Annotated in this window: 22 protein-coding genes; 6 read left to right on the forward strand and 16 right to left on the reverse strand. The window is 70.9% G+C overall.

What is annotated here, in order from left to right; genetic code table 11:
* Nucleotides 1-36 precede the first annotated feature (36 nt).
* From AB0C35_RS01485 to AB0C35_RS01520, 8 genes are all read right to left on the reverse strand, one after another.
* Nucleotides 37-471 (reverse strand): hypothetical protein, encoded by a 435-nt coding sequence (locus AB0C35_RS01485; RefSeq protein ID WP_358449249.1) that lies wholly within the window; start codon nt 469-471, stop codon nt 37-39.
* Between the two features lie 62 nt (nt 472-533).
* A complete protein-coding gene (proC, locus tag AB0C35_RS01490; protein WP_358449251.1) occupies nt 534-1,328 on the reverse strand; it encodes a pyrroline-5-carboxylate reductase in 795 nt (264 codons plus the stop codon).
* A 58-nt stretch (nt 1,329-1,386) separates the two neighbouring features.
* Complete coding sequence (locus AB0C35_RS01495) at nt 1,387-2,307, reverse strand: proline dehydrogenase family protein (RefSeq protein WP_358449253.1); 921 nt, start codon at nt 2,305-2,307, stop codon at nt 1,387-1,389.
* An 81-nt stretch (nt 2,308-2,388) separates the two neighbouring features.
* On the reverse strand, nt 2,389-3,576 hold the full coding sequence (locus tag AB0C35_RS01500; RefSeq protein WP_358449255.1) for an LCP family protein: 1,188 nt from the start codon (nt 3,574-3,576) through the stop codon (nt 2,389-2,391).
* A 113-nt stretch (nt 3,577-3,689) separates the two neighbouring features.
* Nucleotides 3,690-4,424 carry an ABC transporter permease gene (locus AB0C35_RS01505; RefSeq protein ID WP_358449257.1) on the reverse strand — a complete coding sequence of 245 codons (735 nt, stop codon included), beginning with the start codon at nt 4,422-4,424 and terminating at the stop codon, nt 3,690-3,692.
* Nucleotides 4,421-5,131 carry an ABC transporter ATP-binding protein gene (locus tag AB0C35_RS01510; protein WP_358449259.1) on the reverse strand — a complete coding sequence of 237 codons (711 nt, stop codon included), beginning with the start codon at nt 5,129-5,131 and terminating at the stop codon, nt 4,421-4,423. Before AB0C35_RS01510 ends, AB0C35_RS01505 begins: the two co-directional genes overlap by 4 nt.
* Nucleotides 5,132-5,227: 96 nt before the next feature.
* Nucleotides 5,228-5,803, reverse strand: a complete 576-nt coding sequence (locus AB0C35_RS01515) for a TetR family transcriptional regulator (RefSeq protein WP_358449261.1) — start codon at nt 5,801-5,803, stop codon at nt 5,228-5,230.
* A gap of 11 nt (nt 5,804-5,814) precedes the next feature.
* Nucleotides 5,815-6,699, reverse strand: coding sequence for a sugar phosphate isomerase/epimerase (locus AB0C35_RS01520; protein WP_358449263.1), 885 nt, complete (start codon nt 6,697-6,699; stop codon nt 5,815-5,817).
* Between the two features lie 189 nt (nt 6,700-6,888).
* Between AB0C35_RS01520 and AB0C35_RS01525 the strand changes: the two genes are divergently transcribed.
* From AB0C35_RS01525 to disA, 4 genes are all read left to right on the forward strand, one after another.
* The gene (locus AB0C35_RS01525; RefSeq protein ID WP_358449265.1) at nt 6,889-7,599 is read left to right on the forward strand and encodes a class I SAM-dependent methyltransferase; all 711 of its coding nucleotides are present in this window, start codon (nt 6,889-6,891) and stop codon (nt 7,597-7,599) included.
* A gap of 44 nt (nt 7,600-7,643) precedes the next feature.
* Nucleotides 7,644-8,759, forward strand: coding sequence for an alpha/beta hydrolase (locus AB0C35_RS01530; protein ID WP_358449267.1), 1,116 nt, complete (start codon nt 7,644-7,646; stop codon nt 8,757-8,759).
* Between the two features lie 36 nt (nt 8,760-8,795).
* The gene (locus AB0C35_RS01535; protein ID WP_358449269.1) at nt 8,796-10,262 is read left to right on the forward strand and encodes an AAA family ATPase; all 1,467 of its coding nucleotides are present in this window, start codon (nt 8,796-8,798) and stop codon (nt 10,260-10,262) included.
* Nucleotides 10,263-10,375: 113 nt separating this feature from the next.
* Nucleotides 10,376-11,458, forward strand: coding sequence for a DNA integrity scanning diadenylate cyclase DisA (disA, locus tag AB0C35_RS01540; RefSeq protein ID WP_358449271.1), 1,083 nt, complete (start codon nt 10,376-10,378; stop codon nt 11,456-11,458).
* 18 nt (nt 11,459-11,476) lie between these two features.
* Here the strand turns inward: disA and AB0C35_RS01545 are convergent, their stop codons facing one another.
* Nucleotides 11,477-12,088, reverse strand: coding sequence for a hypothetical protein (locus AB0C35_RS01545; RefSeq protein WP_358449273.1), 612 nt, complete (start codon nt 12,086-12,088; stop codon nt 11,477-11,479).
* A gap of 69 nt (nt 12,089-12,157) precedes the next feature.
* Between AB0C35_RS01545 and AB0C35_RS01550 the strand changes: the two genes are divergently transcribed.
* The gene (locus AB0C35_RS01550; protein WP_358449275.1) at nt 12,158-13,090 is read left to right on the forward strand and encodes an A/G-specific adenine glycosylase; all 933 of its coding nucleotides are present in this window, start codon (nt 12,158-12,160) and stop codon (nt 13,088-13,090) included.
* 53 nt (nt 13,091-13,143) lie between these two features.
* Here AB0C35_RS01550 and AB0C35_RS01555 read toward each other — a convergent pair whose 3' ends face one another.
* The 3 genes from AB0C35_RS01555 to AB0C35_RS01565 are packed head-to-tail and all read right to left on the reverse strand — an operon-like array spanning nt 13,144 to nt 15,697.
* Complete coding sequence (locus tag AB0C35_RS01555; protein ID WP_358449277.1) at nt 13,144-14,493, reverse strand: FtsX-like permease family protein; 1,350 nt, start codon at nt 14,491-14,493, stop codon at nt 13,144-13,146.
* The gene (locus AB0C35_RS01560) at nt 14,490-15,170 is read right to left on the reverse strand and encodes an ABC transporter ATP-binding protein (protein WP_358449278.1); all 681 of its coding nucleotides are present in this window, start codon (nt 15,168-15,170) and stop codon (nt 14,490-14,492) included. The genes AB0C35_RS01555 and AB0C35_RS01560 overlap by 4 nt, the downstream gene beginning before the upstream one ends.
* Complete coding sequence (locus AB0C35_RS01565; protein WP_358449280.1) at nt 15,167-15,697, reverse strand: PadR family transcriptional regulator; 531 nt, start codon at nt 15,695-15,697, stop codon at nt 15,167-15,169. The genes AB0C35_RS01560 and AB0C35_RS01565 overlap by 4 nt, the downstream gene beginning before the upstream one ends.
* A gap of 758 nt (nt 15,698-16,455) precedes the next feature.
* On the opposite strand from AB0C35_RS01565, the gene add reads away from it, so the two are divergent.
* A complete protein-coding gene (gene add, locus AB0C35_RS01570; protein WP_358449282.1) occupies nt 16,456-17,454 on the forward strand; it encodes an adenosine deaminase in 999 nt (332 codons plus the stop codon).
* Between the two features lie 331 nt (nt 17,455-17,785).
* Here the strand turns inward: add and AB0C35_RS01575 are convergent, their stop codons facing one another.
* From AB0C35_RS01575 to AB0C35_RS01590, 4 genes are all read right to left on the reverse strand, one after another.
* A complete protein-coding gene (locus AB0C35_RS01575) occupies nt 17,786-18,454 on the reverse strand; it encodes a hypothetical protein (RefSeq protein ID WP_358449284.1) in 669 nt (222 codons plus the stop codon).
* Between the two features lie 141 nt (nt 18,455-18,595).
* Nucleotides 18,596-21,133, reverse strand: coding sequence for an ATP-dependent Clp protease ATP-binding subunit (locus AB0C35_RS01580; protein ID WP_358449286.1), 2,538 nt, complete (start codon nt 21,131-21,133; stop codon nt 18,596-18,598).
* 511 nt (nt 21,134-21,644) lie between these two features.
* Nucleotides 21,645-21,968, reverse strand: a complete 324-nt coding sequence (locus tag AB0C35_RS01585; RefSeq protein ID WP_358449288.1) for an Lsr2 family protein — start codon at nt 21,966-21,968, stop codon at nt 21,645-21,647.
* Between the two features lie 1,061 nt (nt 21,969-23,029).
* On the reverse strand, nt 23,030-23,521 hold the full coding sequence (locus tag AB0C35_RS01590; RefSeq protein ID WP_358449290.1) for an RDD family protein: 492 nt from the start codon (nt 23,519-23,521) through the stop codon (nt 23,030-23,032).
* Nucleotide 23,522 lies beyond the last annotated feature (1 nt).

Here is a 23,522-nt window from a genome sequence, read left to right on the forward strand (position 1 = left end):
CGGCAAAGGCCCAATGAGGCCAATCTTGCCGTTGGGTCAGATGTGGCCCGCGGGTTCGCGTTCGAGGACCTCGTCGTCCTCGCGTTTCCCGCGTCCCACGAGGAGGAACCCGGCCGCGGCGGCGAGCGCCGCGATGCCCTCACCGACCACGCTGATCGTCTTCTCGGTGTACCAGACGGGCTCGTACATGGCGGGCAGCGGGCCGAGCGCGCCCACGTCGACGTAGTAGTAGAACAGGAGTGCGCCGACCGCGCTGGCCGCGACGAGGAACGCCAGCGCGTACGCCCAGCGGGTCGCGTACGTGAGGATCACCACGGCGACGACGCCGGCGACCGCGGCCTGGACGCGGAAGAGCAGGTCGCCGCCGATGGCGCCGCCCTCCACGAAGGCCATGTCGGGCGCGAACACCCAGTGCACGTAGGCGTCCGCCGCCAGTCCGGCGGCGACGAGCAGGCGGAGTATGAGTCCCATACTTCCTAACACGGGGGAAACCCCCCGATCGGCTCAATGTTCAAAGATGAACTTCTCGGGGTTCAGCCGCTCGCCAGTTCACGGCCCCGGTTGCGGGCGGCCTCGATCGCCTCCAGCACCGCCGCCCGGACGCCGTGCCGCTCCAGTTCGCGGATCGCCGAGATCGTCGTCCCGCCGGGGGACGTGACGGCCTCGCGCAGCAGCACCGGATGCTCACCGGAGTCGCGGAGCATCACCGCGGCGCCCACGGCCGACTGGATGACCATCTCCAGCGCGGCCGCGCGCGGCATGCCGAGCAGGATGCCCGCGTCCACCATCGCCTCGACCAGGTAGTAGAAGTAGGCGGGGCCGCTGCCGGACAGGGCCGTCGCGCCGTCCTGGAGCGACTCGGGGATGCGCAGTACCTTCCCGACCGGGGTCAGCAGCTCCTCGGCCAGCTTGAGGTGCTCCTCCTCCGCGTGCGACCCGGGCGAGATCACGCTCATCGCCTGGTCCACGAGGACGGGCGTGTTCGACATGACGCGGACGACGGGGACGCCGTCCGGAAGCCGCTCCTGGACGAACCCGGTCGTGATCCCGGCCGCCATGGAGATCACCAGCCGGCCGGACGGGACGTGCGGCCCGACCTCGTCCAGCAGGACGCCCATGTCCTGCGGCTTGACCGCGAGGATCAGCGTCTCGGCCTTGGCGGCGGCCTCCGCGTTCGGCACGATCTCGATGCCGTACCGCTCGCGCAGCAGCGCCCCGCGCTCCTCCCGGCGCACGGTGGCCATCAGCTCGGACGGACGGCGGCCGGCCCGGAGAACCCCGGACAGCAGCGCCTCGCCCATCTTCCCGGCACCCAGAATCGCGATCATCGGCATACCTTGACGTGGGGTTTCAAACGACCGGTCCAGCCTATCGCCGGGCCGCGGGTCAGGATCGCCCGGCCAGGGAGCGCATGAACAGGCGCAGGTTGGCCGGTCTCTCCGCCAGGCGGCGCATGAAGTACGGGTACCACTCCCGGCCGTAGGCGACGTACACGCGGACCTGCGCGCCATGCGCCGCGAGCCGCCGCTGCTCCTGCGGGCGGACCCCGTAGAGCATCTGGTACTCGAACGACCCGGCGTCCCGCTCGTGCAGCACCGCCAGCGCCCCCGCGATCTCGATGAGACGCGGGTCGTGGGTGGCCAGCATCGGGTAGCCCCCGCCGGCCATCAGGACCTTCATGCACCGCACGTACGACTTGTCGATCTCTTCCTTGTCGGTGAAGGCCACCGCCGTGGGCGCGGCATAGGCGCCCTTGCACAGCCTGACCCGCGAGCCCTCGTAGGCGAGTTCCGCGCAATGCTCCTCTGCCCGGCGCAGATACGACTGGATGACGGCTCCGACGTCGGGGAATTCCCGCCGCAGTTCGTGGACGACCCCGAGGGTCGGGTCGACCGCGGTGTGCTCCTCCATGTCGAGAGTGACCGTCGTGCCGGCGGAACGGGCGGCCGCGCAGATCCGGCGCGCATTGCTCAGCGCCAGGTCATCGTCGAAGGTCTGCCCGATGGCGGAGAGCTTCAAGGACACTTCCGCCCTGGCGCCGAGACCGGCGACGCCGAGCCGCTGCAGAAGCTCGATGTAGTGCTGGACGTTCGCCTCGGCCCGTTCCTTGTCGTCGGTGTCCTCGCCCAGGACGTCCAAGGTGACGAGCAGCCCCTCACCGGTCAGCTCGCCGGTGACGCGCGCGGCGTCCTCGATCGTCTCACCGGCGACGAACCGGCGGACGACGTCACCGCTGAACGGCGCGGTCTCCACAAGCCGGCGCGCGCCGCCACTGCGCGACGCGACGAGCAACGCCTGACGAAGCACTCTGCGAACCCCTTGCAGCCCTGGCCGGCCCCTGCCGGCCCTGATGTCTCCGACCAGGTTATGCCCGGCCGGGACTCACGATCACGAGACGGTGCCGAGGCTGTTGCCGGCGCCGTACCGCTTCACGTACTCGGGCATCGTGGCCGTCTTGACCGCTTCGAACAGCGCCTTCGCCTTCGCCGCGTCCAGGAACACGACGCTCTGCTTGGCGCGGCTGCCGGTGCCCTTGTGCGGCGTCGTCATGAACATCACATCGGACGCCCGCACGCCCCGCATGCTCAGCGCGAGCGAGCGCAGGTCACCGGCCGAGACCCCCGCGTCCACGCTGATCGACTTGGTGAGCGCCGACAGGAACCGGTCGAGCTTCAGCGGATTGGTGAGCGTCCCGCGGTCGGCGGCCTGCTTGGCGAGGGCGCCGAGGAACGCCTGCTGCCGCTTGATCCGGTCGAAGTCGCCGTTCGGGAGGTTGTAGCGCTGCCGGACGAACAGCAGCGCCTCCTCGCCGTTCAGCTTCTGCTTCCCCGCCGTCCACTGCTTCTTGCGCGCCGGGTCGTACACGCTCTGCTTGATGTTGACGGTGACGCCGCCGAGCGCGTCCGTCATCGACTTGAATCCCTCGAAGTCGATCGCGCCGTAGTGGTCGATCCGGATGCCGGTGAGGTTCTCGACGGTCGCGATCAGCAGCTTCGGCCCGCCGTACGAGAACGCCGCGTTGATCTTCTGGTTGCCGTAGCCGGGGACCTCGACCCACGAGTCGCGCGGGAACGAGACGATGTAGGCCTTCTTCCGGTCCGCCGGCAGGTGCAGCAGCATGATCGTGTCGGTGCGCTGCTGACCGGGCTTCCAGACGTCGTTGCCCTCCCCGGTGGTGGCGTTCTGGGCCCGGGAGTCCGACCCGACGAGCAGCCAGTTCTCGGTGCCCTCCACGTTCGGGCCGGGCCTGTTGGTCCCCTCGTCCGGCATGACGCCTTCGATGCGGTCGATGTTGCCGTTGTAGGACGACTGCCGCTGCCACACCAGCCCGCCGAGGCCCGCCACGACCAGCGCCACGAACACCCCGACCGCGATCAGGACTCTGGGCCACCGGCGCTTGCGCGGGCCGGCCCCGCCGCCGTCGCTCCAGAACGCCGAGTTCTCCGGCGTCTCCCCGGCGCCGCCCGGGCCTTGGGGAGCCTGCGGGGGCTCGGGACCGTCGGGCCCCACGGCCGGCCGCGGAGCCCCATCGGGCTGCTGCGACGCGGGCGGGCCAGGAAGATCTCGGGCGGTCATGGCGCAGAAGCTACCAGCCGATCCGCAGCAGGACGGACCACTTCGCCCCAGGTGTCCGATTCAGGCGAACCCGCCCGGGCGGTAAACCCCGACCCGCCCCCGCGGGTCCCCGGTCACGGGGTCCGGCGGCGCAGGGTCACGGCGCCCAGGAGGAGCGCCACCATGGTGAATGCGGCGATCACGGTGACGTCCAGGGTGAGCGTTCCGGTGACCTCGGCGCTGAAACTGATCTCCCGCATGCCCTCGACCGCGTAGGAGAGCGGCAGGACGTCGGAGATCGCCTGCAGCCAGGGCGCCATGTCCTCGCGGGGCATGATCAGCCCGCACAGCAGCAGCTGCGGCAGGACGAACGCGGGCATGAACTGGACGGCCTGGAACTCCGTCCGGGCGAACGCGCTGGCGAACAGGCCGAGTGACATGCCGAGCAGCGCGTCCAGCAGGGAGACCAGGACCAGCGAGCCGAGCGAGCCGTTCAGGTCGAGGCCGAGCCAGGTCAGCGAGATCACCAGCACGACGCCGACCTGCACCAGCGCGATCAGGCCGAACGCCAGGGCGTAGCCGAGCAGCAGGTCGAGCTTGCCGAGCGGCATGGTCATCAGCCGTTCCAGGGTGCCGCTCGTCCGTTCGCGGAGCGTGGCGACGCTGGTCACGACGAACATGACGGTGAACGGGAACAGGCCGAGCAGCATCGGCCCGATCCGGTCGAAGAGCATCGGCTCGTCGAACACGTACCGCAGCAGGATCATCAGCAGGGCCGGCACGCCGATCAGCAGGGCGAGGGTGCGGTGGTCGTGCTTGAGCTGCGCCAGGATGCGCCGCGTCGTGGCGAGTGTGATCGCGAGGTTCATGTCGGGCTCCCCGCCTTCTCGGCGATGAGGTGGAGGAAGGCCTCTTCGAGGCCGGGCGTGCCGGTGCGGGAGCGCAGGCCGTCCGGTGTGCCGTCGGCGAGGATGCGGCCCTCGCGCATCAGCAGGAGCCGGTCGGTGCGGCCGGCCTCGTCCATGACGTGGCTGGACACGACGAGCGTGGCGCCTTCGTCGGCCAGTTCGCGGAACAGTTCCCACAGTTCCTGGCGCAGCACCGGGTCGAGGCCCACGGTCGGCTCGTCTAGGACGAGGACTTCGGGGGTGCCGAGCAGCGCGACGGCGAGGTTGGTGCGGCTGAGCTGCCCGCCGGACAGCGTCGCCGCGATCTGGTCGCGGCTCGACCCGAGCCCGACCTCGTCGATGACGCGGGCCACGTCGGTGCGCGGTGCGCCCAGGACGGACGCGAAGTAGCGCAGGTTCTCGGAGACGGTCAGGTCGGCGTACACGGCCGGCGTCTGCGTCGCGTATCCGACGCGGCGCCGCAGCCCGGCCGACCCGGCGTCGTCGCCGAGGACGGTCACCGTGCCGCCTTCCACGATCTGGACGCCGACCAGCGCCCTCATCAGGGTGGTCTTCCCGCAGCCGCTCGGGCCGAGCAGTCCCACGATCGAGCCGCGCGGCACGTCGAAGGTGAGCCCGTGCAGCACCTCGCGGCCGCCGCGTACGACCCGCAGGTCCCGCACGCTCACCGACGGACTAGAACTCATCATGTGTTGAATTTAGGCGGACACGGGTGTCCGGTCAAGGGGGCCGCGGGTATTCCGGGTCAGGCGGGCGTTCCGGGGTCAGGAGGAGAGGTAGCGCTGGAGGGTGGGGGCGACGAGCCCGATCAGCTCCTCCTCCGTGGCGGAGGCCATCGGCTCGATCCGCAGCACGTAGCGAAGGATCATGATGCCGATCATCTGGCCAGCCGCCGCCTGGATGGCCAGCGACGGAGCATCCGTGGCCTGCTTGGCCCGCCCGAACAGGGCGGACGTGACGAACTCGCGCATCAGCGCCGCCGCACGCTCGTTCGTCATCGCCGAGCGGAGCATGGCGAGCAGCGGCGCGCGGCGCTCGTCGTCGCCCCACACGTCGAGGAACGTGCGGACCATCGCCTCGCCGAGCCGCTCCCTCGGGTACGACATGATGCGCGGCAGGAGGGTGGACGGGTCCATCGGGAAGCGCATCGCCTCGATGAACACGCCCTCCTTGTTGCCGAAGAAATGGTGGACGAGGGCGGGGTCGACCCCGGCGGCGCGGGCGATGGCGCGCAGCGAGGCGCCGTCGTAGCCCTTCTCGGCGAACAGGCCGCGCGCCTCGGCGAGGATCTTCTCGCGCGTCTCGGTGGGTCCGGGACGGCGCCCCGGGCCCCGTGACACGCCCGGCGCGGTCACCTCACGCCCCGGCGGGTGACCTCTCCGGCCGAAGTGACCTCCCAGGTGTGGGGGGCCGCGGCGAGGTGCAGGCGGGCGAACGCCAGCGCCTCGGCGAGATCCTCCATCCGCTCGACGCGGCTGGACGCGCGGCGCGTGTTGATCTCCAGGACGATGTGCCCGCGGAAACCGTCCTCGGCGAGGTTCTCCAGCAGCGCCCCGCACGGCTGGTTGCCCCGGCCGGGCACGAGGTGCTCGTCCTTGTTGGTGATGCCTATGCCGTCGGCGAGGTGGATGTGCCGCAGGCGGTCCCCCAGGCTTCCCGCCATGTCGAGGGCGTCGGAACCGGAGACGGCGGTGTGGGACAGGTCGATCGTCACGTACGGGAAGTCCTGGTCGACGGGATTCCAGTCGGGCAGGTACATGCCCGCTTCGGCGCCGCGCGCCTTGAGCGGGAACATGTTCTCGACCGCGAACAGCACGTCCGTCTCGTCCTGCATGCGCGCGAGGCCCTCGACGAAATCCTTGGCGTAGTCGCGCTGCCACCGGAACGGCGGGTGGACGACGACGACCTCCGCGCCCAGCTCCTCGGCGACCTCCTTGGAGCGGACCAGCTTGCCCCACGGCTCACGTCCCCAGACCCGCTGGGTGAGCAGCAGGCAGGGCGCGTGAATCGACTTGATGGGCATCTGGTGGTAGTCCGAGAGCCGGCGCAGGACGTTCAGGTCCTGGGACGAGGCGTCCATGGAGACCATGACCTCGATGCCGTCGTAACCCAGCAGCGCGGCGATCTCGAACGCGCTCGGTACCTTCTCCGGGTACACCGACGCGGTGGAGAGTGTGATCGGCGCGTCCGGAACACGGAGGGCCGGTGATGAGACGCCGTTGTGCTGCGGAGTCAAGGCTTCCTCGCCAGGAATGGTCGCTAGGTGATGTTCATAGGAGATGTTCATCGGGGCGATGTACGCAAGGGAAAGCCTATGCGGCCACGCCGGTGATGAAACCCTCGCCCCACGTGATCCTGCTTGCCCCGCGCGCCCGCGACCGCTCCGCCGGCCCGCGGCGACGGCGGATGGCTACCCTCTGTTCCCGTGGCCGAGATCGCCCGGGGCGCCGTGCCGAGCCCCAACATCTGGAACTCTCCCCATATCTACGAGCTGGAGAACCGTGCCGTCGATCCCGACGGCGTCCTCCCGGAGGCGATGCGCGCCATCCGTCCGTGGAAGGGGGCCGACGTCCTGGACCTCGGCTGCGGCACCGGCTACCACCTGCCGTTCTTCGCCGCGGACGCGAACCGGGTGATCGGCGTGGAGCCGCACGCGGGCCTGGTCTCGGCGGCCGCGCGCCGGACGCGGGACCTGCCCAACGTCACCGTCCGCGTCGGCGCCGCCCAGGCGTTGCCACTTCCGGACGCCTCCGTCGACGTCGTCCACGTCCGCTGGGCGTACTTCTTCGGCCCGGGCTGCGAGCCGGGCCTCGCCGAACTCGACCGGGTCGTCCGGCGCGGCGGCGCGGTCTTCATCATCGACAACGACGCCACGCGGTCCACGTTCGGCCGCTGGTTCCGGGGGAGCCTGCCGAAGTACGACCCCGAGGCCGTGGAGCGGTTCTGGACGCGGCGCGGCTTCGCCCGCGAGCCCCTGACGATCCGGTGGTCGTTCGAGAGCCGGGCCGATCTCGCGGCCGTCCTGCGGATCGAGTTCCCTCCCGACGTCGCAGAAGCCTGTCTGCGCGAGCAGGACGGAAGCGAGGCTCCTCTTGAGGTGGACTATGCCGTTAATTTGTGGTGGCGTTGCCCCTGAAGTTACTGACTGGTCGGTCATTGCAGGAACGGGAGGAGCGGACCATGGGCCGTGCCACCAGGACGAGCCGCGTCGCTCTGGAAGGGGCGGCCTCCCGGAACCGGGGCGCCGCCCGGGGAAGCCTTCGCGGCCTCCTGGCCGCCACCGCGCTCGGCGCGGCCGGCGCCGGCGCCGGGATCGCCGTCCAGCGCCGCGCCATGCGCCGGCTGCAACTGCGCCCCGACCCCTACGCCGGTGAGCCGTTCGGCTCCCTGCGCGGCCGTCCCGTCCCCGTCCGCGCCGACGACGGCACCCGCCTGTACGCCGAGATCGACGGCGACGACCGCACCGACCTCGCCGTCGTGTTCTGCCACGGCTGGACGCTCACCCAGGACTCCTGGCACTTCCAGCGCAAGGCCCTGCGCGGCCTCGGCCGCCTCGTCTTCTGGGACCACCGCGGCCACGGCCGCTCCGACGGCGGCGCCCGCGACGGCTACGCGGTCCCCCGGCTGGCCGCCGACCTCGCCGCCGTCATCGACGCGACCGTCCCCGCCGACACGCCCGTCGTCCTCGTCGGCCACTCCATGGGCGGCATGACGATCATGCGCTACGCCGACGAGCACCCCGATCTGGTCGGCGGCAAGATCGTCGCCACCGGGCTGCTCTGCACGTCGTCCGGCGGCTTCAGCGAGGTCACCCTCGGCATGCCCGCCCTTCTCGCGCGCACCAGCCACCGGGTCCTCCCCCGGGCCCTCGGCGCCCTGGGCGCGGGCTCCGGCGCCATCGAGAAGGTCCGCCACCTCGGCCGCGAGTCCGCCACCCTCATCGAGGACCTGATCGCCTTCGGCCCCGACGCCAGCCCGGCGGCCGTCGCGTTCGCCGAGCAGATGATGACCGAGACCCGGATGGACGCCTTCGTCGACTACCTCCGCTCGATGATCACCACCGAGCTGATCAGCGACTGCGCGTCGCTCGGCGGCGCCGACACTCTGGTCATCGGTGGGGAGAACGACATGCTCACCCCCGTCGAGCACAGCCTCAAGATCGTCGGCTGCCTCCCCGGCGCCCGGCTGGAGGTCGTCCCGTCCGCCGGCCACATGGCCATGATGGAACGTCCTAGCACGGTCTGCGACCACCTCGGCGACCTGATCGAACGCGCCCGCAAATCGCTCGCCGCCTAGCCGCGGCTGTCACCCGCTGGCTCTACGCTTCCGCGCATGGCGAAGGCTAAGACTGCGAAGGCGTCCTACCGGTGTTCCGAGTGCGGCTGGCAGACCTCCAAATGGGTGGGGCGCTGCGGCGAGTGCCAGACGTGGGGGACGGTCACCGAGGCGGCGTCCGCGACGCCGGCGCGGGTCGTGTCGGCGGGGGCGGTCAGCGCGCCGGCGCGTCCGATCGGGCAGGTGGACGTGCGGTCCGCGCAGACGAAGCCGACCGGCATGGACGAGCTGGACCGGGTCCTCGGCGGCGGCATCGTGCCCGGTGCCGTGCTTCTGCTGGCGGGCGAGCCGGGCATCGGCAAGTCGACGCTGCTGCTCGAGGTCGCCGCACTGGCGTCGACGCAGCCGGGCGTTCCCGTGCCGCGCGAGGCGAACGGGGCTGACAAGGCCGATAAGCCGGAGAGCGAGCATGTGCTCTACGTCACCGGTGAGGAGTCGGCGGAACAGGTGCGGTTGCGCGCCGACCGCGTCGGGGCGATCACCGACCACCTCTACCTGGCGGCGGAGTCGGAACTGTCCGCCATCCTCGGGCACATCGACACCGTCCAGCCGAAACTGCTCGTGGTCGACTCCATCCAGACGATCGGCACGGCCGAGGCGGACGGCGCCCCCGGCGGCGTCACCCAGATCCGGGAGGTCGCCGCCAACCTCATCCGCGTCGCCAAGGAACGCGGCATCACCGTCGTGCTCGTCGGCCACGTCACCAAGGAAGGCGCGATCGCCGGGCCGCGGCTCCTGGAGCACCTCGTCGACGTCGTCCTGTACTTCGAAGGCGACCGGCACTCGCGGCTCCGCATGATCCGCGCCGTGAAGAACCGCTACGGGCCGACCGACGAGCTCGGCTGCTTCGACCTGTCCGAGGTCGGCATCGTCGGCCTGCCCGACCCGAGCGGGCTGTTCCTCACCCGGCGGGACGAGGCCGTCCCCGGCACCTGCGTGACCGTCACCCTGGAAGGGCGCCGCCCCCTGGTCGCCGAAGTGCAGTCGCTCGTCGCGAAATCGCATCTTCCGGCGCCGCGGCGCGCCACGTCCGGGCTGGACACCTCCCGCGTCGCGATGGTCCTCGCCGTCCTCGCCCAGCGCTGCAAGATCTCCATGCACGAGCAGGACGTGTACGTCTCCACGGTCGGCGGCGTGCGGCTCACCGAGACGTCCGTCGACCTGGCCCTCGCGCTCGCCGTCGCGGGCGCCTCGGTCGAGCAGGCCCTGTCCACCAGCCTGATCGCGCTCGGCGAGGTCGGGCTGGCGGGCGAGGTCCGCGTCGTGCCGGGCGTCCAGCGGCGGCTCGCCGAGGCGGCCCGGCTGGGGTTCAAGCACGCCGTCGTCCCCCGCGGCTCCCTCGAACTCGCCGACGGATCCCCGCTGAAACGGGCAGACCCGCAGCTCACCAGCTACGAAGGCATGAAGGTGATGGAGGTCGACAGCCTGAAACAGGCCCTCCAGGTCTCTTTTACGGCGCCGTAACGCGAGTCACGCCAGAGTATTACTCGGTGGGGTCCACGCTTGCGACCAGGGGAGGAACCGGCGCGCGGCCCTCCTCGGTAAACTGACGCCGTCCAGCGACCTCCGGGGGTCAGGTGCCATCACACGACAAGGGTCATGACGAGCGACGCCGCGCCACACTGGCCGCGGTGGCCCCGGGCACCCAGATCCGCGACGGACTCGAGCGGATCCTACGGGGCCACACCGGCGGCCTGATCGTGCTCGGCTACGACAAGACGGTCGAGGAACTGTGCTCGGGCGGCTTCGAACTCGACGTCGAGTTCTCCGCCACCCGGCTGCGCGAGCTCGCCAAGATGGACGGCGCGATCGTCCTCGACGGCAGCCACGGCCGGATCGTCCGCGCCGCGGTCCACCTCGTGCCGGACTCGACCATCCCCACCGAGGAGTCGGGCACCCGCCACCGCACCGCGGAGCGCGTCGCCCGCCAGACCGTCTACCCGGTCATCTCGGTCAGCCAGTCGATGCACATCATCGCGCTGTACCTCGACGGCATCCGCTACGTCCTCGAAGACTCCGCGGCCATCCTCTCCAAGGCCAACCAGGCCCTCGCCACCCTTGAGCGCTACAAGCTGCGGCTGGACGAGGTGTCCGGCACGCTCTCCGCGCTGGAGATCGAGGACCTCGTCACCGTCCGGGACGTCAGCGCCGTCGTCCAGCGGCTGGAGATGGTGCGCCGCATCGCCGACGAGATCGAAGGCTACGTCGTCGAACTCGGGACGGACGGCCGGCTGCTGTCCCTCCAGCTCGACGAGCTCGTCTCCGGCGTCGACGTCGACCGGGAGCTGATCGTCCGCGACTACCCGTCCGACGACACCCGCGCCCGCGGCGTCGCCGCCATCCTGTCGGCCCTGGACACGCTGTCGGCCAACGAGCTGCTCGACCTGTCCACCGTCGCCGAGGTGATGGGCTTCGCCGGCCCGGACGCCCTCGACCTGCCCGTCAGCCCCAAGGGCTTCCGGCTCCTGGCCAAGGTGCCCCGGCTGCCGAGCATGGTCGTCGAGCGCCTCGTCGAGCACTTCGGCGGCCTGCAGAAGCTCCTCGCGGCCAGCATCGACGACCTCCAGGCCGTCGGCGGCGTCGGCGAATCCCGGGCCCGCAGCGTCCGCGAGGGCCTGTCCCGGCTCGCCGAGTCGTCCATCCTGGAACGTTATGTGTGATTCCGCTCGGGAGGGCGGTCAGCGGAGGTGGAAGACCTGCTTCTTCACCTTCTTGCCCTTCAGGTCGGCCACGTAGGTGCCGGGGCGGGCGTCCGTCCCGCCCTCGCAGCCGCGCCCGCGGTCCCATGTGACGGTATCGACGTACGGGACGCCTCGCTTGAGGTCCTTCTTGGGCGAGTCGCCGTGGCGGCATTCGGCGGACGACCAGATGCGGTCCGAGCCCGAGGTGATGCGAACGTCCAGCGAGCCGGTGTCGAACTCGCAGGAACCCCTCCCCGTGTTCACGACCGCGACCCTGAACTCGGGCCGGTCGGACCCCGCGTAGGCGCTCTCGGCGGACGACATGGTGAAGACGAGGTCCTTCTCGGCGCAGGGGCCGCCGTCGTCCGCCGGTTCCGGCTCCGGCGTGGCCGTCACCGTGACGGTGACCGTCGGCATCGCGCTCGGAGGCGGCGGAGGGCTCGTGCTCTCGACCGCGCCCGCGCTCCGGACCGGTTCCTCCGCGTTACCGGTGCACGCCCAGGCCAGCAGGCCGACCGCGCCGAGGACGCCGGCCAGGGCGACCGCACGGCGCCGCCAGTATCGATCGAGTCCAGAACCGTCCGGGTCACGTTCAGTGCTCGCCCCCATACGTTAAGTATGCATTCAGCGAACCGGAAAGAGGGGACGACCCGCCGCGTGCCACAATGGCGGCGCGCCATGAACCCCATCCTCCAGCCCCCGCCCGCCACCGAACGATCGGCGAGCTCCGCTCGGACGCTCAAATCCGCCTACACCGCCCCGATCCTCGACTGGTACGAGGCGAACGCCCGGGACCTCCCCTGGCGGGCGCCGGACGCGACCCCCTGGGGCGTCCTGGTCAGCGAGATCATGCTCCAGCAGACCCCCGTCTCCCGCGTCCTGCCCGTCTGGCGCGCATGGACGGCCCGCTGGCCCACACCCGCCGCGCTGGCCGGCGAACCGTCCGGCGAGGCCGTCCGCGCCTGGGGACGGCTCGGCTACCCGCGCCGCGCGCTGCGCCTGCACGAGAGCGCCCGCGCGATCACCGAACGGCACGGCGGCGAGGTCCCGTCGTCGCACGAGGACCTTCTCGCCCTCCCCGGCATCGGTTCCTACACCGCCGCGGCCGTCGCCAGTTTCGCGTTCGGGCAGCGGCACGCGGTCCTCGACACCAACGTGAGGCGCGTCCTGGCCCGCCTGCTGTCCGGCGACGAGTACCCGCCGAAGTCGCAGACGAAGGCGGAGGTGAAGCTCGCGGAGGACCTCCTCCCGCCCGATCCCCCGACCGCCGCCCGCTGGGCCGTCGCCGTCATGGAACTGGGCGCGCTCGTCTGCACCGCCCGCGCACCCCGCTGCGTCGACTGCCCGGTGTTCGACAAGTGCGCGTGGCAGCTGGCCGGCCGTCCCGCCTACGACGGTCCGCCGCGCCGAGGCCAGACGTACGCCGGCACCGACCGCCAATGCCGCGGACGCCTCCTCGCCGTCCTCCGGAACGCCGAAGGCCCCGTCGCGAAACCGGCCCTCGATGTCGTCTGGTCGGACGCCCCCCAACGCGAACGCGCCCTGGACGCCCTCATCGCGGACGGCCTGATCGACCCCCTCGAAGACGGCCGCTACGCCCTCCCCACCTGAATCCGCCGCATCACCGGAAGATCGGCTTTCCGATCACGGGACGGGGCGGCGGCTCATTCGGCGCGGAGGCGGGCCGGGGAGGCGGCACGGTCGAGGAGACGTCCCGACAGGGCCGTGACGGCGGCAGCGGCCGCCACCGCGAGAGCGACCATCAGCAGCGCCCGGCCGGCCATCCAGGCGACCAGCGTCAGGTCCGGCTCCCCGGACATGCCGGGCGCCATGCCGATCAGCACGGCCAGTGCGGCGATCGCGCACACCGGAGTCGCCGCGATGAGCGTCTGGCGCAGGGCCGACCGGCGCAGCGACGCCACCGGGGCTCCGATCGCGGCCAGCGCCGCCATCGAACGGGCGCCCTCCAGCAGCGTTTCGGCCCGGTGCACCACGAGCGCCGTGACCGCCACGAACAGGGCGAACAGCAGCGCCAGATAGACCAGGCCGAAGCTGACCAGCCAGAACCGCTCGATGGGCTCGCCGTTGGCGGTGGCGTTCCGGACCACGTCCCACTCGAAGACGCCGGTTCCCGTGCCGAAGGCGACGACCAGGCCGACGACGGCCATGGTGCGTCCCCCGGCGCGAGGATCGGCCTCCAGAGCACGCGCCGCCAGAAGCGTCTCGGGGGTACGGGCCCAGCGGCCGGCCAGGCGAGCCGATTCCAGCACCAGGCGGCTGGCCCCCGCCGGCACGCCGACGACGGTGATGACGGCGCCGAGGAAGAACAGCCGCACCCCGAACTCGCCCGCGCCGGAGATCCCGCTCACGACCATCAGCGACGTCCCGAGGACGAGCGGGAGCACCGTGAACGCGGACGGCCGGGGACGGGACGCACGCCGGGCGACGCTCAGCGGCGAGACGACGACGTGGCGGGACACCAGCAGGCTGACCGCCACCGCGGCGGCCACCACCAGGACCGGCACGAGCGGCACAGGCCACAGCGGGATCGCGTACCGCGCGGTATCGCCCACGCCGAGGGCGGCCATCGCCAGCCGCTGCCCGGACACGTAGGCGATGCCCCCGATGACCGCTCCGGCCGTGCCGACACGGACGGCCTCGACCACGCCGATCAGCCGGACCTCCCCCGGTGTGGCACCGGCCAGCCGCAGCGCCGCGAGCCGCCGCTCCTGGGTCGCCTGCGCGACCCGTCCGGCCTGATACAGCAGCGCCAGTACCGGGACGACGAGCAGTGCCAGCGCCAGCGCGGTGCCCGGACGCAGGCCCTCCTCGCTGACCAGGCCCGCCCACCGGGTGTGGGTCGTGCCCCGTATCAGGACCAGATTCACCGCGCCGAGCAGGAAGAACGTGGCCAGTGCGGCACCGCAGACCAGTAGCCGGCGCCGGCGCCGCTCCGGGCGGGACGTCCCGCGGGCCAGCATCGCGGCGACGGCGAACAGGACGCGCGTGGTCATCGGGTCACCGCCGGCACCTCGGCCACGGCGCCGTCACGGACCACGACCTCGCGGTCGGCGAAGGCCGCGATCCGGTTGTCATGGGTGACCAGGACCACGGTCGTGCCGCGCTCCCGGGCCGTCGCGAGCAGCAGACCGAGAACCGCCTCACCGGCGAGGCTGTCAAGCGCGCCGGTGGGCTCGTCGGCGAAGATCACCTTGGGGCCGTGGGCGAGCGCGCGGGCGAGGGCGACCCGCTGCGCCTGGCCGCCGGACAGGTCGCCCGGCCGCAGGGGGGCGCAGTCGTCCACGCCGAGGCGGCCCAGCCATTCCAGCGCGGCGGCGGACGCCTCCGCGCGGCCGAGCCCACCGAACATCAGCGAGACGGCCACGTTCTCCGCGGCGGTCAGCTCCGGCACCAGCCCGCCGAACTGGAAGACGATGCCGAACGTTTCGCGTCGCATGCGGGTCCGGGTGTCCTCGTCGAGTTCGTCGAGGCGGGTCTCGCCGTAGCGGACCTCCCCGTCGTCGGGGACGACGATTCCGGCCAGGCAGTGCAACAGCGTGCTCTTGCCCGAGCCGCTCGGACCGGAGACCGCCACGATCTCCCCGGCACCGATCGTCAGGGACGCGCCGCGCAACGCCCGCGTCCGGCCGAACGTCTTGCTGACATCCCGCGCTTGCAGCAGAGGGCTCATCGACTGATCTCCTCGGTCAGGTCGGCCAGGCGGTGCACGGCAAGCTCCATCCACCGCAGGTCGGCGTCCAGGTGGAACAGGGCGTAATCGGCGGCCAGGACGGCGGCGGCGGACGCGCCGGGCACCGTCTTGGCTCGGGTCAGCTCACGCATCCGCTCCAGGTGTGCGGCGCGCTGCCGATCCAGGCCGGCGCGCGCGTCCCCGCCGGCCACCAGCGCCATGACCACCCGGGCGAACAGGACGCTTCCGGCATAGGGCAGGGGCGGTTCCGCCTCGGCGAGCCACGCCCGCATCTTCTCGGCGCCCGTCGGGGTCAACTTGTACAGCGTGCGCTCGGGCCCACCCTCCTGGACGACCTCGGCGACGGCCACGAACCCGTCGCGTTCCAGCCGCTGAAGCGTCGAGTAGACCTGCCCGTAGGGCAACGGCTTGGCCCCCGGCAACCGCTCGTCGTGCTCACGCTTGAGCTCGTACCCGTGCTTCGGCCGCTCGGCGAGCAAGGCGAGCAGAATCTGCGGAGTCGACATGCCAGCAACTATACACTCAATACATACACTGAGTGAATAGCCCGCCAACTGAGCCCGGCAGCCGACTCGGAACGGCACGAAAACACCTGACAGAGCAGCAGACAACTCCCCAGACAACCCCACCGCGACGCGAGGCGACACGACACGAGGCGGCACGAAAACCGATTGGCGGAGCGGCGGACACCTACCCAGACGAGCCCAAGGCGGCACACCACGGCACGGCACGGGCCGCGACACGGCACGGGCCACGGCACGGCGTGGCGCTACGGCACGGCGTGGCGCTACGGCACGGCGTGGCGCTACGGCACGGCACGACGCTGGACAACACGGCATCGCGCGACGCCGGACGGCACGGCATCGCATGGCGCGGCACGCAACGGCGCAGCGCGGCACGACGCGCACGGCGCGGCACGACGCGCACGGCGCGGCACCGGGCGGCACGGCGCGAGGCGGCACGACGCGGGGGTCGGCACGACGCGGCGCGGCGCGGGACACGCGCGTGGCGTTACGGCGCGGCACGGCATTGCGCGGGCGCGGCGGCGCGGCGCGGTGCGGGGCAGCGCGGTGCGGTGCGGGCCGGCGTGGAGACTGGTTGGCGGAGCGGCGGATAGTTGCATGGACGTGGCCGGCGGCCGGGCGGGGGCGCCGTGAAAGGGCTGGCGGAGCGGCGGATAGTTGCATGGACGTGGCCGGTGGCTGGGCGGGGCGGCGTTAAAAATGGCTGGTGGGGCGGGGCGGCGGGACCGTAGCGTACGGCCGTGCGCGACTTGGTGAGCCTCCCCAAAACCCATCTGCACGTACACCTGGAGAGCACCGTTCGGTGGGCCACGCTCCGGGAGATCGGTGCCGCCAACGGCGTGAAGGTCCCGGACGAGGGTGTCCCTTTCGGTGACTTCGCCGCCTTCTTCGCACAGAACGACCTCGTCCGCGCCTGCCTGCGCCGACCCGGCGACTTCCGGAGGGTCGCCTACGAGTTCTGCGAGGACGAGGCCGCACAGGGCACTCGCTACGCCGAGGTGTCGTTCACGGCCGCCGGCCACGGGGAGCGCCTGGGCGACCTCGACATGCCGCTGGCGGCCGTCCTGGAGGGGCTGGAAGCCGGGCAGGATGCGTTCGGGATCGAATGCCGCGTCCTGCTCGACCACTCCCGCCGCCGCTCCGTCGAACGAGCATGGCGGACGCTCGACCTCGCGACCCGCCACGGCGGCGTGGTCTCGATCGGCCTCGCGGGCGACGAGGCGCACCCCGGCGACCCGTTCAACGACGTGTTCGCCGCCGCCCGCGACGCGGGTCTGCACGTCGTCCACCACGCGGGCGAGGGCGAGGGCCCGGCCAGCATCCGGCAGGCGCTCGGGCCCGGACGCACCGAGCGCCTCGGCCACGGCATCCGGATCCTGGACGACGCCGACCTGGTGGCCGAGGTACGGGAACGCGAAATCCCCCTCGAAGTGTGCCCGTCCTCCAACGTCGCCCTGGGCTTCACCGCCTCCCTCGACGACCACCCGCTGCCCCGCCTCCGCGACGCGGGCCTGATCGTGACCCTCAACACCGACATCCCCGCCCTAATCGGCACCCCGCTCGCCACCGAGTACGCCCGCGTCCGCGACGCCTTCGGCTACACCGACGCCGTCCTCGCCGACCTGGCCCACGCCGGCGTCACAGCCTCCTTCGCTTCCGCCGAAACCAAGACCCGCCTCCACCGGGAGATCCGAACCTGGCTGAGCCGACCTTCCTCACACCACCTCCCCGCTGATTGACCCCGCGTCCGCAGGACGAAGACACGCACGCTGGCAGGAACTCTGCCGCGCACGCCCTCCGGGGGGTCTGCCGCGCACGCCTTCCAGGGGTTCCGCCGCGCACGCCGGCCAGGGTCCTGCCGCGTACGCCCTCCAGGGGTTCTGCCACGCATGCCGTCCGAGGTCCTGCCGCGCACCCTCCGGGGGTCCTGCCTCGTACGCCATCCAGGGTTCTGCCTCACGCGCCATCCGGAGTTCTGCCGCTCCACGCGCTCCGGGGTTCTGCCGCGCACGCGCTCCAGGGTTCTGCCGCGTACGTCGTCTGGGGTTCTTCGAGGGGCCGGGGGCGGGTTCAGAGTTTGGTTAAGGGGGCGGCGCGGATTTCGCGGAGGAAGGGGTCGGTGTCGTCGTGCCATTGGGCCGGGGTGCGGACGACCGGGTGGACGGGCAGGCCCAGGCGGGCGGTCGCCTCCTGGGCGGTGTCGTGGGCGGTGGCGCGGTCGATTTCGCCGATGACGAGGACCTCCACGTCGGCGGGCTGGTCGCCGGGGAAGCCGTCGTGACAGGCGGCCCAGGCGCCGAACAGGTACACGGCTTGGACGGTCCGCAGGTGCCCGAACTCCTCCTCCACCACGGCCGCGGGGCCGAACGTCAGCGCCAGGAGGCGGGCGAGCGGCTCGTACATGGGGCTTTCGGTGTTGCGGGTCACCAGGCGGCCGGCCAGGGTGCGGCGCAGGATGAGGAGGTCGGCCCGTGCCAGCCGCTCCACCTCGCGCATCACGGACGCGAGGTCGACACGGAGCATCACGGCGAGGTCGAGCATCGACATTTCGCGCTTCGGGCCGAGCAGCAGGCGCGCCAGAAGTTCGCCCTGCAGGTGCGACCGGAAGATCGGGAGCCGGGCGGGCGCACGGGCCCGCACGTCCCGAAGAAACGCCCGCGTGACGTGCTCGCCCTCCGCTGGAGCGCGCAGCGCGCGTCGTTCGAACTCCGCCGCCGAACCGGCCATACTCGATCGCATGTTCGAATGCTACGAGACGGGTACGACGAACCGCGGTTGAAGCTCGTCCTGTGGATAACTCGGCGGCGATCGCGTCGCCGGTGCCGGGCATGCGGAAGGGCCCGCGCCGGACGAATCCGGTGCGGGCCCTTCCGAGGAACGTCAGTCCTTGTTGAAGTTGACCGCGCCCTCGATGGGCGGCGGGCTGTCGGGGACCGTGTCCGGCTTGGGGACGCCCTTGAAGGTGAACTTGGCGGTCTCCGCCGTGCCCTCCTTGTTCTCAAGGTCGAACCCGTCGGTGCCCACGATCACGATCTGGCCGGGCTTGAGCTCGCTGAACAGGATCTTCTCGGACAGGCTGTCCTCGATCTCCCGCTGGATCGTGCGGCGCAGCGGCCGGGCGCCCAGGACGGGGTCGTAGCCCTTCAGCGCCAGCAGGTCCTTGGCCTCCTGCCGCAGCTCGATGCCCATGTCGCGGTCCTTGAGCCGGTCGTCCACCTTGGCGATCATCAGGTCGACGATCTGGATGATCTCCTTCGGGGTGAGCTGGTGGAAGACCACCGTGTCGTCGACGCGGTTGAGGAACTCGGGACGGAAGTGCTGCTTGAGCTCCTCCGACACCTTCGCCTTCATCCGGTCGTACGAGCCCTGCTCGTCGTTCTGACGGGCGAAGCCCATCGACACGCCCTTGGAGATGTCCTTGGACCCCAGGTTCGTCGTCATGATGATGACGGTGTTCTTGAAGTCCACGACACGGCCCTGCGCGTCGGTGAGGCGGCCGTCCTCCAGGATCTGCAGCAGGGAGTTGAAGATGTCCTGGTGGGCCTTCTCGATCTCGTCGAACAACACGACCGAGAACGGCTTGCGGCGGACCTTCTCCGTCAGCTGGCCGCCCTCCTCGTACCCGACGTAGCCGGGCGGGGAGCCGAACAGCCGCGAGACGGTGTGCTTCTCCATGAACTCGGACATGTCGAGCTGGATCAGCGCGTCCTCGTCGCCGAACAGGAACTCCGCGAGCGTCTTGGACAGCTCGGTCTTACCGACGCCGGACGGGCCGGCGAAGATGAACGAGCCGCCGGGACGCTTGGGGTCCTTCAGGCCGGCGCGGGTACGCCGGATCGACTGCGAGAGCGCTCTTATGGCGTCCTCCTGGCCGATGACCCGCTTGTGGAGCTCGTCCTCCATGTTGAGGAGGCGGGTGCTCTCCTCCTCGGTCAGCTTGAAGACCGGGATGCCGGTGGCGGTGGCGAGGACCTCGGCGATCAGCTCGTCGGTGACCTCGGCGACGACGTCCATGTCGCCGGCCTTCCACTCCTTCTCCCGCTGCGCCTTCTGGCCGAGGAGCTGCTTCTCGCTGTCGCGCAGCGCGGCGGCCTTCTCGAAGTCCTGCGCGTCGATCGCGGACTCCTTGTCGCGCCGGACGTCGGCGATCTTCTCGTCGTACTCGCGCAGGTCCGGCGGGGCGGTCATCCGGCGGATGCGCATCCGCGAGCCGGCCTCGTCGATCAGGTCGATCGCCTTGTCGGGCAGGAACCGGTCGCTGATGTAGCGGTCGGCGAGCTGCGCCGCGGCCACCAGCGCGCTGTCGGTGATCGACACGCGGTGGTGCGCCTCGTAGCGGTCCCGCAGGCCCTTGAGGATCTCGATCGTGTGCGACAGCGACGGCTCGGCGACCTGGATCGGCTGGAACCGGCGCTCCAGCGCGGCGTCCTTCTCCAGGTGCTTGCGGTACTCGTCCAGGGTGGTGGCGCCGATGGTCTGCAACTCGCCGCGGGCCAGCATCGGCTTGAGGATGCTGGCGGCGTCGATCGCGCCCTCGGCGGCGCCCGCGCCGACGAGCGTGTGCAGCTCGTCGATGAACAGGATGATGTCGCCGCGGGTGCGGATCTCCTTCAGCACCTTCTTCAGGCGCTCTTCGAAGTCACCGCGGTACCGGGAGCCGGCGACCAGCGCACCCAGGTCGAGGGTGTAGAGCTGCTTGTCCTTCAGCGTCTCGGGCACCTCGCCCTTGACGATCTTCTGCGCGAGGCCCTCGACGACGGCGGTCTTGCCGACGCCGGGCTCGCCCACCAGGACGGGGTTGTTCTTGGTGCGGCGGGACAGCACCTGCATGACCCGCTCGATCTCCTTGTCCCGGCCGATGACCGGGTCGAGCTTGCCCTCACGCGCGGCCTGCGTCAGGTTGCGGCCGAACTGGTCCAGCACAAGGGAGGTGGACGGAGCCGACTCCGAGGGGCCGCCGGAGGCGGCCGGCTCCTTGCCCTGGTAGCCGTGCAGCAACTGGATGACCTGCTGGCGCACACGGTTCAGGTCGGCGCCGAGCTTCACCAGGACCTGGGCGGCGACGCCCTCGCCCTCACGGATCAACCCCAGCAGGATGTGCTCGGTGCCGATGTAGTTGTGGCCGAGCTGCAGCGCCTCGCGCAGCGACAGCTCAAGGACCTTCTTGGCACGCGGAGTGAACGGGATGTGGCCCGACGGCGCCTGCTGGCCCTGGCCAATGATCTCTTCGACCTGCTGGCGCACCGCTTCAAGACTGATCCCCAGGCTCTCCAGAGCCTTGGCGGCGACACCCTCACCCTCGTGGATCAGACCCAGGAGGATGTGCTCGGTGCCGATGTAGTTGTGGTTGAGCATCCTGGCTTCTTCCTGAGCCAGGACGACAACGCGCCGCGCGCGGTCGGTAAACCTCTCGAACATCTCGTCGCTCCTCACAGAGCGGTTGGGCAGAGTCCGGAACGTCCGGAACTGTCCTTCCGCATGCTAGCCCGCCCCGAGGAGGCCACCCGGTGCACTCCCACCAGGAGACGTTCCCCAGCTATGCGCTGTTCAGTCTCATCCAACTACCGCATCGGTGCGTCATGTTCCCGCTACGCCCCAAGCGAACGGGGGCTTTTCGCAGGTCGGTCAAGGCGCGGGCCGAGAGTGCCGAATGGGGATGGAGTTCCACCCCGCGCGGCCTGTGTACCTCCCGGCGTGCGCCGCCAACCGTGCGGCCGCTACGCCGAAAGCGAACGGCCCTGCGGAAGCGGACCGAGACGGACCGAGGGGGATCCCGGAAGAAGCGGATCCCGGAGAAGCGGACCGAGAGAAGCAGACAGGCGGAAGCGGACGGCGGAGGCGGATCGGCGCGCAGGACCGGCAGAAGGGGGCCCGCAGATGCGAACGGCCCGTCTCGCGAACGAAGACGGGCCGCCGACGGGTGAACCGGTCAGTTGGCCGCTTCGTACTGTTCGATCACGTGGGCCGGGATCCGGCCGCGCTCATTGACCTTGATGCCATTGTTCTTGGCCCAGGCGCGGATCTCAGCACTGCGCTCGCGGCTGGACGCGCCGCGCTGCCGGCGCCGGCGCGTGGAAGTTCCCGCCTTGCGCGACTTCTCCACGAACGGCTGAAGAGAATCCCGCAGCTTCGCTGCGTTGGCGCCACTCAGGTCGATCTCGTAGGAGGCGCCGTCGATCGAGAACGCTACGGTCTCGTCCGCCTCGCCACCGTCGAGGTCGTCGACGAGAAGCACTTGAACCTTCTGTGCCATGGGGACAGACCCTTTCGGCTTGAGCAAACTTCATTCGGTCGACAAAGATATACCGAGAACTCCGCCGATGACAATTCCGACGCGGCCCATGAACCGGTACTGGCGGCGAAGTCGGCTTCCTGCCGTGACCGGGCGTAATCAGCGCCGCCTGTTTCCGGCACGTGGCGGCGGCGCGGCGGGTACGGCGACCGCGGCGTGTGATTTTTTGCGCGGGTCGGCCGCCGGCGCGGTTTTCGGTCATGACCGGTGTCGCAGCGCACCGCGCTGACCTGGGAGGGGGCTCGCGCATTGGGCCGGGTTTGCGGACGTCCCGGCATTCCGGCGGACGAGCCGCCCGGGAGTGAGCCCGGGAGTAAAAGAGCCTGCGGCCGACCTTAACAGGCCGGGCACAGCGACACCGCGGCCGGCGATTAACCCTGACGTAACGGCACTAACCGCACCCGCGGCCCGGGAATGTGCCGGAGCCCACGTCCCCCGACTGCGATGATCACCGGCTTCACCGGCCGATGTGGATGAATAACGGCCGGTCGACCGGGAGCGAAATCTGTTGCCATGCCCCGTCCCCGGGAAGTCGACATCCGCGATCCCCGGGCCGGGACGGCCGGTAGTCGACCATCCCAAAATCGGGAGATTGCGGCACAATCTCACCGTCGGGTCCCACTTCTTGCAGCCCACGTCCGCGACCGCCGGACGCCCATGCCGCGCCGCCCATGGCCGGACGGGGCATGGGGAGCTAAAGGTCCGTTCGCGGCGAGACCGGATCTCATCCGGAGTAAGTCCACCGCCTAAGTGGCCGGCGCCTCAGGCGGAAGGGCAACGGCTCGGGAAGCACATCTCAAAGCGGAGGAGGCGTCCGGGACCAGACACATCCCGCGCCGATTCAGGCCCGTAACCGGAACGAGCTGGCATTCGCCGTCCGAGCGCGGGGCGTCCGAAACAGAGCGGGCATCTCCGCGTAAGCCCGCCCCGGACGCACGAACGCTCTCGGCCCGCCGGGACCGCGGGCCGAGAGCGCCGGGGATCAGTGACCCCGAGTACCGCCGAAGGCGCCTGAGAGAGCCTCAGGAGGCCGAAGAATCGGGAAGCGCACGATTTACCACGAGCGTCCCTGCGAGCCTGTCATGGAGGGCTTGGCGCCGCACACCCTCGTACAGCAGGCCCGCGTTCGCCACCCAGAAGACGCCCGCCAGTAGCCCGAGCACGGGAATCGGGCGTGCCGCGATCGGCAGCGAATAGACCGCGGCACGCAAAACGGCACGCAGAACGCCCAAACGGGCGCTCTCGCCACCGTTGCCGGTGGGGTCCTGTTCGCCCGGGACGGCCAGGACCACCTCTATGCCGGCCAGGCGCTTGCCGAGCGTCCGTCCCCACAGAGCGAGCTGGATCGACTCGTACAGCAGCATGAATCCGGCCACGACGGGCGGAGCGACGACGTCCACCGTGTGCCCGGACACCAGTTCCCGGACGACGACGATGACGGGCACGCCGACGATGAGCGTGTCGACGATGCGCGCCAGGAGTCGCTGCCCCGGCTCGGCGAGCGATGCCGCCATC

The sequence above is a fragment of the Spirillospora sp. NPDC048819 genome (assembly GCF_040650055.1).
In the GTDB taxonomy this organism is placed as follows: Bacteria; Actinomycetota; Actinomycetes; order Streptosporangiales; family Streptosporangiaceae; genus Spirillospora.

Excerpts from the sequence above, each read along its gene's own strand:
- AB0C35_RS01550 (WP_358449275.1), top strand. The coding sequence starts at position 12,158 with ATGAACCCCATCCTCCAGCCCCCGCCCGCCACCGAACGATCGGCGAGC.
- AB0C35_RS01505 (WP_358449257.1), bottom strand. The coding sequence starts at position 4,424 with ATGAACCTCGCGATCACACTCGCCACGACGCGGCGCATCCTGGCGCAG.
- AB0C35_RS01560 (WP_358449278.1), bottom strand. The coding sequence starts at position 15,170 with ATGAGCCCTCTGCTGCAAGCGCGGGATGTCAGCAAGACGTTCGGCCGG.
- AB0C35_RS01530 (WP_358449267.1), top strand. The coding sequence starts at position 7,644 with ATGGGCCGTGCCACCAGGACGAGCCGCGTCGCTCTGGAAGGGGCGGCC.
- AB0C35_RS01555 (WP_358449277.1), bottom strand. The coding sequence starts at position 14,493 with ATGACCACGCGCGTCCTGTTCGCCGTCGCCGCGATGCTGGCCCGCGGG.
- AB0C35_RS01565 (WP_358449280.1), bottom strand. The coding sequence starts at position 15,697 with ATGTCGACTCCGCAGATTCTGCTCGCCTTGCTCGCCGAGCGGCCGAAG.
- AB0C35_RS01585 (WP_358449288.1), bottom strand. The coding sequence starts at position 21,968 with ATGGCACAGAAGGTTCAAGTGCTTCTCGTCGACGACCTCGACGGTGGC.
- AB0C35_RS01535 (WP_358449269.1), top strand. The coding sequence starts at position 8,796 with ATGGCGAAGGCTAAGACTGCGAAGGCGTCCTACCGGTGTTCCGAGTGC.
- AB0C35_RS01590 (WP_358449290.1), bottom strand. The coding sequence starts at position 23,521 with ATGGCGGCATCGCTCGCCGAGCCGGGGCAGCGACTCCTGGCGCGCATC.
- proC (WP_358449251.1), bottom strand. The coding sequence starts at position 1,328 with ATGATCGCGATTCTGGGTGCCGGGAAGATGGGCGAGGCGCTGCTGTCC.
- AB0C35_RS01580 (WP_358449286.1), bottom strand. The coding sequence starts at position 21,133 with ATGTTCGAGAGGTTTACCGACCGCGCGCGGCGCGTTGTCGTCCTGGCT.
- AB0C35_RS01485 (WP_358449249.1), bottom strand. The coding sequence starts at position 471 with ATGGGACTCATACTCCGCCTGCTCGTCGCCGCCGGACTGGCGGCGGAC.
- AB0C35_RS01545 (WP_358449273.1), bottom strand. The coding sequence starts at position 12,088 with ATGGGGGCGAGCACTGAACGTGACCCGGACGGTTCTGGACTCGATCGA.
- AB0C35_RS01500 (WP_358449255.1), bottom strand. The coding sequence starts at position 3,576 with ATGACCGCCCGAGATCTTCCTGGCCCGCCCGCGTCGCAGCAGCCCGAT.
- AB0C35_RS01575 (WP_358449284.1), bottom strand. The coding sequence starts at position 18,454 with ATGCGATCGAGTATGGCCGGTTCGGCGGCGGAGTTCGAACGACGCGCG.